Source organism: Pseudomonas sp. PDM21, from assembly GCF_014852505.2.
Classification (GTDB): domain Bacteria; phylum Pseudomonadota; class Gammaproteobacteria; order Pseudomonadales; family Pseudomonadaceae; genus Pseudomonas.
The window spans coordinates 577,693-591,688 of record NZ_CM181223.1 but is presented as its reverse complement, the minus strand read 5'-3'; the positions used below and the strand labels follow the sequence as shown (position 1 = coordinate 591,688).

The 13,996-nt window shown below is 65.5% G+C and carries 12 protein-coding genes; 2 read left to right on the top strand and 10 right to left on the bottom strand.

Features of this window, described 5'->3' with window-relative positions:
* Window positions 1-10: 10 nt before the first annotated feature.
* Entirely contained in the window at window positions 11-337 is a 327-nt protein-coding gene (locus IB275_RS02815; RefSeq protein ID WP_192296237.1) for a pyocin activator PrtN family protein, read from the top strand.
* 277 nt (window positions 338-614) lie between these two features.
* Here the strand turns inward: IB275_RS02815 and trpE are convergent, their stop codons facing one another.
* The 10 genes from trpE to IB275_RS02765 form a co-directional block, all read right to left on the bottom strand.
* A complete protein-coding gene (trpE, locus tag IB275_RS02810) occupies window positions 615-2,108 on the bottom strand; it encodes an anthranilate synthase component I (protein WP_192296238.1) in 1,494 nt (497 codons plus the stop codon).
* 72 nt (window positions 2,109-2,180) lie between these two features.
* Window positions 2,181-2,999, bottom strand: a complete 819-nt coding sequence (locus IB275_RS02805; RefSeq protein WP_192296239.1) for a phosphoglycolate phosphatase — start codon at window positions 2,997-2,999, stop codon at window positions 2,181-2,183.
* A complete protein-coding gene (rpe, locus tag IB275_RS02800; RefSeq protein ID WP_192296240.1) occupies window positions 2,999-3,673 on the bottom strand; it encodes a ribulose-phosphate 3-epimerase in 675 nt (224 codons plus the stop codon). Before rpe ends, IB275_RS02805 begins: the two co-directional genes overlap by 1 nt.
* A 188-nt stretch (window positions 3,674-3,861) precedes the next feature.
* Window positions 3,862-4,689 carry an ABC transporter permease gene (locus IB275_RS02795; protein WP_045214142.1) on the bottom strand — a complete coding sequence of 276 codons (828 nt, stop codon included), beginning with the start codon at window positions 4,687-4,689 and terminating at the stop codon, window positions 3,862-3,864.
* A 16-nt stretch (window positions 4,690-4,705) separates the two neighbouring features.
* Complete coding sequence (locus IB275_RS02790; protein WP_081520782.1) at window positions 4,706-5,953, bottom strand: ABC transporter permease; 1,248 nt, start codon at window positions 5,951-5,953, stop codon at window positions 4,706-4,708.
* A 123-nt stretch (window positions 5,954-6,076) separates the two neighbouring features.
* Complete coding sequence (locus IB275_RS02785; RefSeq protein WP_081520783.1) at window positions 6,077-7,126, bottom strand: ABC transporter substrate-binding protein; 1,050 nt, start codon at window positions 7,124-7,126, stop codon at window positions 6,077-6,079.
* 68 nt (window positions 7,127-7,194) lie between these two features.
* Window positions 7,195-8,304 (bottom strand): ABC transporter ATP-binding protein, encoded by a 1,110-nt coding sequence (locus IB275_RS02780; protein ID WP_192296241.1) that lies wholly within the window; start codon window positions 8,302-8,304, stop codon window positions 7,195-7,197.
* 180 nt (window positions 8,305-8,484) lie between these two features.
* A complete protein-coding gene (locus IB275_RS02775; RefSeq protein ID WP_192296242.1) occupies window positions 8,485-9,522 on the bottom strand; it encodes an ABC transporter substrate-binding protein in 1,038 nt (345 codons plus the stop codon).
* Window positions 9,523-9,686: 164 nt separating this feature from the next.
* Entirely contained in the window at window positions 9,687-10,316 is a 630-nt protein-coding gene (locus IB275_RS02770; protein ID WP_081520786.1) for a response regulator, read from the bottom strand.
* A gap of 51 nt (window positions 10,317-10,367) precedes the next feature.
* Window positions 10,368-12,779, bottom strand: coding sequence for a PAS domain-containing sensor histidine kinase (locus IB275_RS02765; protein ID WP_192296243.1), 2,412 nt, complete (start codon window positions 12,777-12,779; stop codon window positions 10,368-10,370).
* Window positions 12,780-12,945: 166 nt separating this feature from the next.
* Here IB275_RS02765 and IB275_RS02760 point away from each other — a divergent pair, with 166 nt between their 5' ends.
* Window positions 12,946-13,995 carry an alpha/beta hydrolase family protein gene (locus IB275_RS02760; RefSeq protein WP_192296244.1) on the top strand — a complete coding sequence of 350 codons (1,050 nt, stop codon included), beginning with the start codon at window positions 12,946-12,948 and terminating at the stop codon, window positions 13,993-13,995.
* Window position 13,996: the final 1 nt, after the last annotated feature.

Below are 13,996 nucleotides of genomic sequence, written 5' to 3'. Positions count from 1 at the left end.
GGAGAGTCCCATGCAGTCGACCGCAGATGTCCGCCCCGCCCCACGCCCGGAGACGGTGAGCCTGGTCTATCAGATCTTCGGGGATGTCCTGGTGCCGCTGGAGCAGGTGCGTGAGCGCTGGTTCCGCAACCTGAACCGGGAGAATTTCAGCAAGGCGCTGTCCTGCGGGCGCATTGCCCTGCCGGTGACCACGCTGGATGACAGCCACAAGGCGATGCAGTACGTCGCGGTGGATCACCTGGCGGCGTATGTGGAGGAGCGCTCGCAGCAGGCGGATGCCGCGCTGGCACGGCGCAAGGCGAACCTGCAGGTGGTGGAGACGCGGCAGGCCGGCTGACCATACCTGTAGGAGCGAGCTTGCTCGCGCGCCCGCCCAGCGATGGCGCAGCCGGCTGACTCTGATCGCGAGCAAGAACTAGGCGCCCCCTCGATCCTACGATTAACTTCTCCACATGATGCTTTTGCGTGGGGGATCACCCTCTCCAGGAGGGAGAGGCGGCAATTCGGAGCAGCGGAATGCACAGCGCCAGCCGGGAGCACACGGTGAAAACCAAGTCATTCAGGCTCCAATAAAAAAGCCCCGCCGAAGCGGGGCTTTTCATCGAACCGACAACTCAGTCGCGGCCATGCACCTTGGCGGTGTGCTCGGCCAGCGCCACGGCGCGGAACATCGCGCGGCGCTTGTTGATGGTTTCTTCCCACTCCGCCGCCGGCACCGAGTCGGCGACGATGCCGCCGCCGGCCTGGACGTGAAGTTCGCCGTTCTTGATCACCGCGGTGCGGATGGCGATGGCGGTGTCCATGTTGCCGTTCCACGCGAGGTAACCCACGGCACCGCCGTAGACGCCGCGCTTGACCGGTTCCAGCTCGTCGATGATTTCCATCGCGCGAATCTTCGGCGCGCCAGACAGGGTGCCGGCCGGCAGGATCGCGCGCAGGGCGTCCATCGCACTGAGCTTCTCGTTCAGCTGGCCGTTCACGTTGGAGACGATGTGCATGACATTGGAATAGCGCTCGATCACCATCTGCTCGGTGACCTTCACGCTGCCGGTCTGCGACACGCGACCAACGTCGTTGCGGCCCAGGTCGATGAGCATCAGGTGCTCGGCGATTTCCTTGGCGTCGGAGAGCAGGTCATCTTCCAGCGCACGGTCGGCCTCTTCGGTCGCGCCACGCGGGCGGGTGCCGGCAATGGGGCGCACGGTGACTTCGCCATCCTCGACGCGCACCAGCACTTCCGGCGAGCTGCCGACGACGTGGAAATCGCCGAAGTTGAAGAAGTACATGTAGGGCGTCGGGTTGAAGCAGCGCAGTGCGCGGTACAGGTCGATCGGCGCTGCGCTGAAATCGATGGACATGCGCTGCGACGGCACGACCTGCATGCAGTCGCCGGCCAGGATGTATTCCTTGATGGTGCCGACGGCGCGCTCGTAGTCCTCGCGGGTGAAACTGGCGCGGAACTGCGGTTCCGGGGCGTTCACGGCGCTGAAGTCCAGGCCGCGGCGCGGGGTGATCGGCTGGCGCAGGCGCTCCAGCAGTTCTTCCAGCCGGGCCAGGCCGTTGTCGTAGGCGTCGGCCTGCGCCGGGTCGGCGAGGACAATCGCGTGCATCTTGCCGGCGAGGTTATCGAACACGACGACCGCGTCGGAAACCATCAGCAGGATGTCGGGATTGTTCAGCGGATCCGGATTCGGGCACTGCGCCAGGCGCTGCTCGACATAGCGCACGCAGTCATAGCCGAAGTAACCGACCAGGCCGCCGTTGAAGCGCGGCAGACCGGCGATGGTCGGCACGCGGTAACGGTCCTTGAACTCCTCAACGAAGGCCAGCGGGTCGGAGCATTCGAAGCTCTCGGTCTCGACGCCGTCGACCTTGATGCTTGCCTGGTGGCCGTAGACACGCAGCACGGTGCGGCTGGGCAGGCCGATGATGGAGTAGCGGCCCCACTTCTCGCCGCCCTGCACGGATTCGAGCAGGTAGGTGTTGGGGCCGTCGGCCAGCTTCAGGTAGATCGACAGCGGGGTGTCGAAGTCGGCAAGGGTTTCGCAGGTCAGCGGAATGCGGTTGTAGCCTTCGGCGGCCAGGCGCTGGAATTCTTCGCGGGTCATGATCAGCCTCGTGGAATGAGGAGGTAACGGACTTGGTTGCACACACGCGCCGGGCGTACCGGCCAAAGGATGTCAGGCGCGCCAGCGCCAGCGGGCCAGGGCCTTGATGACTTTCATCCAGAGTGTGTGGGGAGCCGTTTCCACGGTGCTGTCTCGCTGAGCGGTAGTTGAAGCGGAGTCGGGCAACACTATCGCTTTGCCCGAGTCGAAGCAAGGCAGCAGATGGCGCAGGTCGTCGAGCACCAGTGTCGGGGTTTCCTCGGCGATGGGACGCCCGTGGTTGTAGCCGTAGCTCAGGCCTACGCTGCGCACGCCGGCGGCCTTGGCGGCGAGGATGTCGTTGCGCGAATCGCCGACGAACAGGGCCTGTTCCGCCGACACGCCGGCCATCTTCATCACGAACAGCAGCGCAGCCGGATCGGGCTTCTGCTGCGGCAGGGTGTCGCCGCCGATGATCCAGCGGAAGAACTTGCCCAGCTTCATCTCATCCAGCAGCGGGCCGACGAAGCGCTCGGGCTTGTTGGTGATCAGCGCCAGCTCGACGTCGCGCTTCTTCAGCCACTTCAGGGTCTCGATCACGCCGGGGTAGACCACGGTCAGCGCATGGCTGTCGGCGTAGGCATCCATGAACAGTTCGAGGGCGCGCTCGGTGTCTTCCTCGCTGACGCCATCGTGTTCGATGTCATTGGCCAGGGCGCGGCGCACCAGCACCCGCGCGCCGTTGCCGACCCAGTGACGCACCGCCTCCAGGCCAGCCGGCTGGCGCCCGAGCACCAGCAGCATCCTGTCCACCGCCGCGGCGAGGTCGGGGACGGAATCCACCAGGGTGCCGTCCAGGTCGAACATCACCAGACGCGGCAGCCCGGCGAACGGCAGTTGTGCAGCACTCATCACTTGCGCGCCTGCGCCAGCTCAGCGTGCATGGCGCGGATGACCTCGGCGTAATCCGGTGCGTTGAAGATGGCAGAGCCGGCGACGAAGGTGTCGGCGCCCGCTTCGGCGATCTCGCGGATGTTCTTCACGTTCACCCCGCCGTCGATCTCCAGGCGGATGTCACGGCCGGAAGCGTCGATCAGCGCGCGGGCTTCGCGCAGCTTGTCGAGGGTGCCGGGAATGAACTTCTGCCCGCCGAAGCCGGGGTTCACGCTCATCAGCAGGACCATGTCGATCTTGTCCATCACGTACTTGAGCGCGTCCAGCGAGGTGGCCGGGTTGAACACCAGGCCGGCCTTGCAGCCGCCGTCCTTGATCAGTTGCAGGGAACGGTCGATGTGCTGCGAGGCTTCCGGGTGGAAGGTGATGTAGGTGGCGCCGGCGTCGATGAAGTCACCGATGATGCGGTCCACCGGGGAAACCATCAGGTGCACGTCGATGGGCGCGGTGACGCCGTACTTGCGCAGCGCCGTGCAGACCATCGGGCCGATGGTGAGGTTCGGCACGTAGTGGTTGTCCATCACATCGAAGTGAACGATGTCGGCGCCGGCGGCGAGCACCTTGTCCACATCCTCGCCCAGGCGGGCGAAGTCGGCGGAAAGGATCGACGGAGCGATGGCGTAGGGTTGCATGGCGCACCTCTGTGGGCGGAAATCACGGATGGCGCGCATTGTAGCCGCTCGGACGGCTCGAAGGGGATCGGGCCGATAGTCGAAGCGAAAAGGACAGTATCAGGCAGGAAAGCAGGCAAAAAAATCGCGGATCGATCCCGCCCCTGTGGGTGAGCACAGGGACGCAACCGTCCGCGAAACACTGTGAATCAGGAAGTCGGTGCGGTCCGCAGTTTCTCGCTGCGACCACGCAGCCACTCGAGGGTCAGCAGGAGCACGACGGAGAAACCGATCAGCAAGGTCGCCGCAGCGGCGATGGTCGGGCTGAGGTTCTCGCGGATGCCGCTGAACATCTGGCGCGGCAGGGTGGCCTGCTCGGGGCCGGCGAGGAACAGGGTCACCACCACTTCATCGAAGGAGGTGGCGAAGGCGAACAGCGCGCCGGAAATCACCCCCGGAGCGATCAGCGGCAGGGTGACCTTGAAGAAGGTCAGCACCGGCGGCGCGCCCAGGCTGGCGGCGGCGCGCACCAGGTTGTAGTTGAAGCCCTGCAGGGTCGCCGACACGGTGATGATGACGAACGGCACACCCAGTACCGCGTGGACGATGATCAGCGAGATGTAACTGTTGCCCAGGCCCAGCGGCGCGAAGAACAGGTAGCTCGCCACGCCGATGATCACCACCGGCACCACCATCGGCGAAATCACCAGGCTCATGACCAGTGCCTTGCCGCGGAACTCGCCGCGGGTCAGGCCGATCGACGCCAGGGTGCCGAAGACCATCGCCAGCACCGTGGCCGCCGGGGCGACGATGATGCTGTTGGTCAGCGCACGCATCCACTCGGCGGAGTTGAAGAAGTCGGCGTACCAGCGCAGGGAGAAGCCCTGCAGCGGGTAGACCAGGAAAGTGCCGGAGTTGAACGACAGCGGCACGATGACCAGTACCGGCAGCACCAGGAACAGCAGGATCAGGCCGCAGAGGATGCGCAGGGTGTAGAACCACACGCGCTCGACCGGGGACATGTAGGGGCTCAGCATCTTCTTGTTCTCCTCATCAGCCCAGGCGCAGGCGGCTCGCGCCCACCAGCCAGCCATAGATCACGTAGAGCACCAGGGTGGCGAACAACAGCAGGCCGCCCAGGGCCGTGGCCATACCCCAGTTGATGGTGGTGTTGGTGTAGAAGGCGACGAAGTAGCTGACCATCTGGTCGTTCGGGCTGCCCAGCAGTGCCGGCGTGATGTAGTAGCCGATCGACAGGATGAACACCAACAGGCAACCGGCGCCGACACCGGCCACGGTCTGCGGGAAGTAGACCTTCCAGAAGCTGGAGAACGGGTGGCAGCCCAGCGAGATCGCGGCGCGCATGTAGCTGGGGGAAATGCCCTTCATCACGCTGTAGATCGGCAGGATCATGAACGGCAGCATGATGTGGACCATGGAGATGTACACGCCGGTGCGGTTGAACACCAACTGCAATGGCTCGTCGATCAGGCCCATCTTCAGCAGCGCGCCGTTGATCAGGCCGCCCGACTGCAACAGCACGATCCACGCGGCGACGCGCACCAGGATCGAGGTCCAGAACGGCAGCAGCACCATGATCATCAGCAGATTGGACTTGCGGGTCGGCAGGATCGCCAGCAGGTAGGCCAGCGGGTAGGCCAGCGCCAGGCAGATCAGGGTGATCACCGCGCCCATCCAGAAGGTGCGGGCGAAGATGTCCAGGTAGATCGACTGGTCCGGCGTTGCGCGGGCGATTTCGCCCAGGTCATCGATGCGGTGATCGAGCGCCGCCAGCAGGTAATAGGGCGTGACGGAGCTGGCGTTGCGACGGATCGCCTGCCAGTAGGCCGGGTCGCCCCAGCGCTCGTCGAGTGCTTCCATTGCGTCCTTGTACGACGCCGGCTGCTCCTTGAACGGCAGCGCGCGAGCGGTCTTGGACAGCAGGCTGCGGTAGCCGGCCAGTTCCATGTTCAGGCGCTTGGACAGGTCACCGATGGTCTGGTTCTTGCGCGCGGCGACCAGGTCGTCGCTCAGCGCCTTGTACACCGCATCCGAAGGCAGCGATTTGCCGTCCCATTCGGAAATGGCGTTGACGGTCAGCGGCAGCGCACCGACGACCTCGGGGTTGTTCACGCTCTTGTAGAGCAGTGCCGCGATGGGCACGAGGAAGGTCAGCAGGAGGAAGACCAGCAGGGGCAGGACCAGCGCCTGCGACTTCAGGCGGTTCATCCGCTCCGCGCGCGCCAGGCGCTGCTTGAGGGTGGGGCCGGCGACCTCGTTCATCGACACAGCGGTGGCCATAGCGAACTCCGGTAAAACGGGCCGCCCGGGAGCGGCCAAGGTGTGGTGTCAGGAGGAGCCGCCGCGAGGGGGCGGCGGTTCCGGTCCGTCACGGTCCGGGCGACCGCGACGGTAAGGGCTTGCTTACTTGGCGGCCCAGGCGTTGAAGCGCTGTTCCAGCTGCTCGCCGTAATCAGCCCAGAAGGTCACGTCCATGCCCACCTGGCCCTGCATGTTTTCCGGGGTGGTCGGCATGTCTTTCAGCAGCTCCTTGCTCAGCAGCGGTACGGCGTTCTTGTTGACCGGGCCGTAGGCGATGTTCTCGGAGTAGGTCTTCTGCTGCTCGGGCTGAACCGAGAAGGCGATGAACTTCAGGCTCTCGTCGACCTTCTTGGCGCCTTTCGGGATGGCCCAGGCGTCGAAGTCGTAGATGCCGCCGTTCCAGACGATCTTCAGGTTGCTCTCCTTCTGCACGGCGGCGATACGGCCGTTATAGGCAGAGCTCATGACCACGTCACCCGAAGCGAGGTACTGCGGCGGCTGGGCGCCGGCTTCCCACCACTGGATGTTCGGCTTGATCTGGTCGAGTTTCTTGAAGGCGCGGTCCTGGCCTTCCTTGGTGGCCAGCACCTTGTAGACGTCCTTGGGCGCGACACCATCGGCCATCAGGGCGAATTCCAGGGTGTACTTGGCGCCCTTGCGCAGGCCGCGCTTGCCCGGGAATTTGCTGGTGTCCCAGAAGTCGGCCCAGCTGGTCGGTGCGGTCTTCAGCTTGTCGGCGTTGTAGGCGAGCACGGTGGACCAGACGAAGAAGCCCACGCCGCAGTTGCTGACGGCGCCCGGTACATAGTCTTCGGCCTTGCCGAGGATCGCCGGGTCGATGGTTTCGAACAGGCCTTCGTCACAGCCACGGGCCAGTTCCGGCGACTCGACTTCCACCAGGTCCCAGGAGACGCTGTTGGTGTCGACCATGGCCTTCACCTTGGCCATCTCACCGTTGTACTCGCCGGCGACGATCTTGTTGCCGGTGCTCTTCTCGTAGGGACCGTAGAACGCCTTCACCTGGGCGTTCTTGTTGGCGCCGCCGAAGGACACCACGGTCAGGTCGGTAGCGGCCATGGACTGGGCCGCGAAGGCCACGCCCAGTGTCAGCGCTGCGAGTTTGAGCCCCGATGCTTTCAAGGACTTCGACATTATTGTTGTCTCCACAGTGTGCAGGTTTGTTTTTCTTGGATGCGTCCGGGAGTGGCCGGGCCGCGCTGTTACGCCGCGGACAGTGGGTCGAGCGCGCGGACGTGCTCGACTTCCCAGCCCAGCGGAACCACGTCGCCAACACTGAGCGCAGGATCGAGCTCGGCGATCGGCTGTTTGACGAAGAAATCGGTACGACCGCAGACCTCCAGGCGAATGCGCACGTGGTCACCCAGGTAGATGAACTCGGCGACGCGGCCGGAGAAGCGGTTCGCGCAGTTTTCGCTGTGGCCGTTCAGGCGCACGCGCTCGGGGCGGATCGACAGGCTGACGGTGTCGCCGACGTTGCCGACGTTCACCGCCAGCGCCTCGACCTTCTCGCCACGGGCCAGGCCCACGGTGCAGCGCTCGCCATTGCGGGCCTGGAGCTGGCCGGCAATGCGGTTGTTCTCGCCGATGAAGTTGGCGACGAAGGAGTTGCGCGGGTGTTCGTAGAGTTCCGCCGGCGGGGCGATCTGCTGGATCTCGCCCTGGTGGAACACGGCCACGCGGTCGGACATGGTCAGCGCTTCGCCCTGGTCGTGGGTCACATAGACCACGGTCACGCCCAGGCGCTGGTGGATGTGCTTGATCTCCATCTGCATGTGCTCGCGCAGCTGCTTGTCGAGCGCACCCAGGGGTTCGTCCATCAGCACCAGCTGCGGCTCGAAGACCAGCGCACGGGCCAGGGCCACGCGCTGCTGCTGGCCACCGGAGAGCTGGCCGGGATAGCGGCCGGCGAAGGTGTCGAGCTGGACCATGGACAGCGCGCGCTTCACGCGCTCGCTCACATCGGTCTTGCTCATGCCGCGCACGGAGAGCGGGAAGGCCAGGTTCTCGGCCACCGTCATGTGCGGGAACAGGGCATAGTTCTGGAACACCATGCCGATGTCGCGCTTGTGCGGGGGGACGTTGTTGATGGCGCGGCCGGCGAGCTGGATTTCACCGGCGGTAGGAGTTTCGAAACCGGCCAGCATCATCAGGCTGGTGGTCTTGCCGGAACCGGAAGGCCCCAGCAGTGTCAGGAATTCGCCTTTGCGAATGTCCAGATTGAGGTCCTTCACGATGAGGGATTCGCCGTCGTAGCTCTTCTGCACGCCACGGAAACTCACCAGCACATCGTTTGCCTGATTCTCGGCCATCACCGCACCTTTGTTTTTTTGTAAATGCCGTTGATCTCAAGACTAGAGAAGCAGAACCGGCGCGCAAATCGGGCGGTATGAGAGATTGCTATAAGGCTTAGAGAGGATGCTTTGTAGGGCTCGCCCTACAAAAAACAGCGAAACAGGCTGCCGACCAGCTTGTGCTCGGCAGCCCGTCGATCAGCGCTTGGCCCAGGTTTGGAAACGCTGCTCCAGCGCGTCGCCGTGCTCGGCCCAGAACGCCACGTTCATGCCCACGGCATTGGCGATGTTCTGCGGCGCGGTGGGCAGGTTGGCGGCCACGTCCGGCGCCAGCAGTTCCACGGCCTTGCGGTTGGTCGGGCCGTAGGAGATGTTCTCGGCGAAAGCCTTCTGCTGCTGCGGCTGGCCGGCGAAGTTGACGAACTGTTCGGCCAGCTCCTTCTTGAACACGCCCGAGGGCAGCGCCCAGAAGTCGAAGTCGTAGATGCCGCCGGCCCAGACCATGCGGAAGCCTTTCTGCTCGGCCTGCGCGGCGGCGATCCGACCGTTGTAGGCGGAGCTCATCACCACGGTGCCGTCGGCGAGGTCGCGCACCGGGTCCTGGCCAGACTTCCACCAGTTGATGCTCGGCTTGAGTTCGTCGAGCTTGCGGAAGGCGCGGTCGACGCCGTCATTGGTCGCAAGCACCTTGTAGACGTCCTTGGGCGCGACGCCGTCGGCCATCAGGGCGAATTCCAGGCTGTACTTGGCGCCCCAGCGCAGGCCGCGCTTGCCGGGGAATTTCTTCGTGTCCCAGAAATCCGCCCAGCTGCTGGGCGTGCCCTGCAGCTTGCTCTGGTTGTAGGCCAGCAGCGTGGTCCAGACGAAGATGCCGACACCACACGGCTGTACCGCGCCGGGAACGAAATCGGCAGTGTTGCCCAGGGTCTTGGGATCGAGCTTCATGAACAGCCCTTCCTCGCAACCGCGCGCGAGTTCGGGGGCCTCGACTTCCACCACGTCCCAGGACACATGGCTGATTTCCACCATGCGCTTGAGCTTGGCCAGGTCGCCGTTGTAGGAGCCGTGTACGACGGCGTTGCCGGTCACTTCCTTGAACGGCTTGTAGAAGGCCGCTTCCTGCGCCTGCTTGTTGGCGCCACCGAAGGAAATCACCGTGACGTAGTCCGCCAGCGCCGGCATCGCAGCGCTCCCCAGCAGGCCGAACAGCAGCCCTCCCCTTACCGCTCGCAACATCTTCTTCTCCTTGTTATCACGACGTACTGCATGAAGCCGGCAATCATTCCCTGCCTCACGTCCGCTAGATAGACGGTGTGTTACAGAAATCGGACACGTCGCACAGAGTGGAGGGAAAAATCAGCGAGCGATCTGCCGCAGGTCAAGCCGGCGTCGCGGGGCGGTCAGACGAGCTTGTGCTCCATGGCGTAACGCACCAGGTCCGCCACCGAGTTGGCATTGAGTTTCTGCATCAGCCGAGCCTTGTGGGTGCTGATGGTCTTGCTGCTGACCGCCAGTTGCTGGGCGATCTCGTTGACGCCCTCACCCTGCACCAGGCGCTCGAACACCGAGAACTCGCGCTCCGACAGCAGCGCATGGGGCGGGCGCGAATCGGTCAGGCCGACCTCGAAGACCATGCGGTCGGCGAGATCGGGGTCGATGTAGCGGCCGCCGCTGGCGACCTTGCGGATCGCCGTGAGCAGCAGCGCCGGGTCGCTGTCCTTGGTGGCGTAGCCGGCGGCGCCGACCTTCAGCGCACGGGCGACCATCTGCACCTCGTCGTGCATCGACAGCATCAGGATCGCCGGCGGGTTGTTCAGCGCGCGGATGCGCGGGATGGCCTCCAGGCCGTTGACGCCCGGCATGGAGATGTCCAGCAGGACCACTTCGCAGGGCGTCTGGCGCAGGGTGTCGAGCAACTGCTCGCCGTTGGTGGCCTCGCCGACCACTTGCAGGTCCTTGGCCATGCCGATCAGTTGCTTGATGCCCTCGCGCACGATCGTATGGTCTTCCGCCACCAGCACTCGAATCACCGCCTTTCCTCCCGTTCCACGCTTGTCATTGTCGTTATGGTTTTCGCCCGATCACGCACTTCTGGAGCGCAACGGCACGCGGATCCACAGCGTGGTGCCCTCCCCGGGCTGGCTGTCGATCTGCAGGGTGCCGCCGAACATCAGCACCCGCTCGCGCATGCCCACCAGGCCAAAGGAGACGCCCTGGCGCGTGGCGTTCGGATCGAAGCCCACGCCGTCGTCGGCGATGCGCAGGCACAACTCGCGCCCTTCGACGCTCAGCTGCAATTCCACAGTATGCGCCTGGGCATGCCGCATGACATTGGTCAGTGCCTCCTGGAGGATGCGGAACAACCCGATGGCCTTGGCGTCGGATAGTTCCGGCGGGTTCTCCGGCACCTGCACCAGGCAGGGAATCTGCGTGCGCGATTCGAAGCGGCGCGCCTGCCATTCCACCGCCGAGCCGATGCCGGCATCGAGGATCGGCGGCCGCAGCGCAGTAGCCACGTCGCGCACCAGCTGGAACAGCTGGGCGATCAGGCGCTTCATGTTGTCCAGCCGCTCGCGCAGGCCGCTGTCCAGCTCGGCGTAGGCCAGCTCGCACATGGAAGTTTCCAGCTTGAGCACAGTGAGCACCTGGCCCAGTTCATCGTGCACTTCGCGGGCGATGCGCGCCTTCTCCTCCTCCCGCACGCTCTCCAGGTGCGCCGACAGCTCGCGCAGTTGCGCACGGGAATCCTGCAGTTCCAGCTCGATCTGCTTGTGCTCGGTGATGTCCCAGACCACGCCGTCCCAGGCAGGCCGGCCGTCGTCCAGGGTCCGCACCGTGGCCTTGATGTCGACCCAGCGCGGCTCGTGGCTGCGGGTGAGGATGCGGCCCTGCCACAGCCAGTTTCGATGGCCTTCCACCGCGTCCAACTGGCTAGCCAGGTAGCTCTCGCGCTCGGACGGATGCACCAGGCCCATGATGCCCAGGCCGCTCTCGCGCAGGTAACCGGGCGAGTAACCCAGCGAGGTTTCGCTGCCGCCGGTGATGAAGCTGATGTAGGCGAAATCGGAATCGTCATCCGGCGCGTTGGGCTCCAGGCGGAACACCAGCCCCGGCACGTTGGCGGCGATGCCCTGCAGGCGTGCCTCGCTCTCTTCCAGCGCGGCGCGGGCGCGGCGGCGCTCGGTGACGTCGGTGAGGAACACCAGCAGGTATTCCGAATCGCCGAAACGCAGAAAGCTCAGCGAAACGTCCGCCGGCAGCCACTGGCCATCGGCGCGCAGGCAGCGGGTCTCGAAGCTCAACGGTGCCTCGTCGGCATTGCGCGCGCGGCGCCAGAGGTTGAGCCAGCGGTCCATGTTCAGCGTCGGCTCGAAGTCCGACAGTGGCCGGTCCACCACCGCTCCCGGCAAATAGCCGAGCATCTCCTCGGCCGCGCGATTGGCGTAGCGCACATGGCTGTCCCAGTTGACCCACAGGATGCCCACGGTGCTGCTGTCGATGGCGAACTGGGTCAGGCGCAGGGCCTGCTCCGCCGCCTGGCGCAGTTCGATATCGCGGCGCGCGGCGAGCAGGCGAGACTCCAGCGCACGGTGCTGGCGACGCAACCAGAGCAGCGCGGCAACCGCAAACAGAAGCAGCAGGCCGAGCAGGATGCAGAGGTTCTGCCAGAAGCCGGGGGAGGAGCCCAGGCGCGGGTAGGTCGGTTGCAGCCAGCGTTCGTGGAGCTGATCGAGGTCCTTGGCCGGCACCGCACGCAGGGCCGCGTCGATGATCCCGGACAACTCCGGCAGGCCGCGCCGGGTCGCCACGCGGAGCAGCTGCGGATAGCCGATATCGGCCACCACCAGCAGGCCGGTGAACTCGGTTTCGCGGGTCAGGCGCGCCAGCTGCGCCTCGTCGATCACCGCGTAATTGGCCTCGCGACCGAGCACTTTGCGTAACACCTCCCGGTCGCTGTCGACCACTTGCAGGGTCAGCCCCGAGTAGGTGCCACGCAGGTAGTCCACCACCGGGCCGGGGCCGCGCACGGAGACGGACTCGCCTTCGCCGAGGGTATCCAGCTCTACCGAAGTGCCGCTGCGGCGATCGCCCACAACGAGACGCGGAACGCGCAGGTAGGGGTCGGAGAACAGCCAGTCGCGCAAGGTCGAAGGTGTCTGGCTGACGCCGGGCGCAAGATCGATTTCGCCAGCGCGCACCGCTTTCTCCAGCGCAGCCTGATCGGGAAAGGTGCGCCACTCCAGGCTGACATGCAGAGACTTGGCCAGCCACTCCAGCAGTTCGACGTTGGCCCCGGAGAGCTGCTGCAGGCGGCGATCCTGCTGCACATAAGGTGCCTCGAGCACCGCGCCAACGCGTAGCTGCGGGTGCTCGGCAAGCCACGCGAGCTGCGCCTGATCCAGGGTCAACGGCGGCGCGGCGGTTTCCGCCACCGCCAGCAACGGCAGGCAGCAGAGCCAGGCCAGGCAGGCTTTCCAGAACAGACGTCTCATGCCGACAGCACCATGGATTTCACTCAGGTCAAAGCAAATGGCCGGCATACCTTACAGCAACCCCGGTTGAACCCGGCACGCCTGCGCCTGACAAAGCTAATACAAGCCGCTAGGCTGGCCGCTCTCGCGCCCGCCGCTTGCTGCCCGCCAGACAGGGATATCTTCGATGCCGCATTTGCCTCGCCCGACGCTTCTCGCCCTCAGCCTGTGCCTCGGCCTTGCGCCGCTGGGCGCCAGTCAGGCCGAAGACGCCAAGCCCGCCGCCGAAAAGCCGGCCGCTGCGCCGGTGGTGCGCCCGGCGGTGAGCGAACGCAGCCAGGACGAAGCCAGTGGCCTGGTGCGCCAGTTGCCTGAAAGCGAACGCCAGGAGCTCAAGGCCGGCGACGAAACCTTCCTTGCCCTCTGGCTGCCGGCCAATGCCGCCGACGCCTCGGGCGCAGTGATCCTGATTCCCGGCGATGGCGAAAGCGCCGACTGGCCGGTAGCGATCGGCCCGCTGCGGCGCAAATTGCCCGATGCCGGCTGGCAGACCCTCGCCGTCACCCTGCCCGACCCGCAAAGCACCGCGCCGATTCCGCGCCCGAAGGAGTCGCCTGACAAGGCCAGCGCCGATACCGACGCCACGGCCGCCGACAGCGCCAGCAAACCCGAAGTGAAGGGCAGCGAAGGCAGCGCAACGCCGACCCCGGAAAGCACCGGCGAAGCCGGCAGCGCCGAGCCGGCCCAGGCCAGCGCCGAAGCCCCGCCGCCTCCCACCGACCCGGTGGAACTGCGCAAGGCCCATGCCGAGCGCGTGCTGGCGCGCATCCAGGCGGCCGTCGAACTGGCCCAGCAGCACAACCCGAAAACCATCGTCCTACTCGGCCATGGCACCGGCGCCTACTGGGCGACCCGCTACCTGGGCGAACGCACGCCAGCCGAAATCAAGAACCTGCTGCTGGTGGCGCCGGAGATGCCGCGCGACTTCAAGCCGTCGCTGGACGAAACCGTGCCGCTGCTGAACCTTGCCACCGGCGACTTCTATTACAAGGACAAGGCGCCTGACGTGGCCGCCGCGAAACTGCGCCTGCAGGCGAGCAAGCGGCAGAAGGCGCCGAACTACGTGCAGATCGGCATGAATGCCCTGCCGGCAGACCTGGGAACCGAGCAGGACCAGCTTTATCGGCGCATCCGCGGCTGGCTGTCGATGCACCTGGAGCCAATCGAGCAGCCCTGAG